This is a genomic window from Streptomyces sp. CHD11 (assembly GCF_018638295.1).
GTDB lineage: Bacteria > Actinomycetota > Actinomycetes > Streptomycetales > Streptomycetaceae > Streptomyces.
In genome coordinates this window covers 1-457 of sequence record NZ_JABTTS010000091.1, presented here as the reverse complement: position 1 = coordinate 457, position 457 = coordinate 1, and the positions used below count along the sequence as shown (strand labels likewise).

The 457-nt window shown below is 74.0% G+C and carries 1 protein-coding gene; it reads left to right on the top strand.

The features are described from left to right. A partial coding sequence (locus tag HTV45_RS33280) for a substrate-binding domain-containing protein (protein WP_215209613.1) occupies positions 1-457 on the top strand: 457 nt, incomplete at both ends.

Here is a 457-nt window from a genome sequence, read left to right as displayed (position 1 = left end):
CCGGCAGCATCTTCGTCTCCGGGCTGCACGCCGACACCACCGCCGACATGACCCGGTACGACCGGCGGCGCGGCCAGGGCGTCCCGTTCGTCCTCATCGACGGCTTCACCGACCAGGTGCGGGCCCCGTTCATCTCCCCCGACGACCGGGCGGCGATGCGCCTGGCCGTCACCCACCTCGCTTCACTGGGCCACACCCGGATCGGGCTGGCGCTCGGCCCGAAACGCTTCGTCCCGGTGGTCCGCAAGACGGAGGGGTTCGCCCGGGCGCTGCGTGACACCTTCGGGATCGACGCCGCCGAGGCCGAGCGGGAGTTCGTCCGGCACTCCCTGTACACGCTGGAGGGCGGCCAGGCCGCCGCCGACTCCCTGCTGGACGGCGGGTGCACCGCGGTGGTGTGCGCCAGCGACATGATGGCGCTCGGTGCCATCCGCGCGGTCCGCCGCCGGGGCCTCGA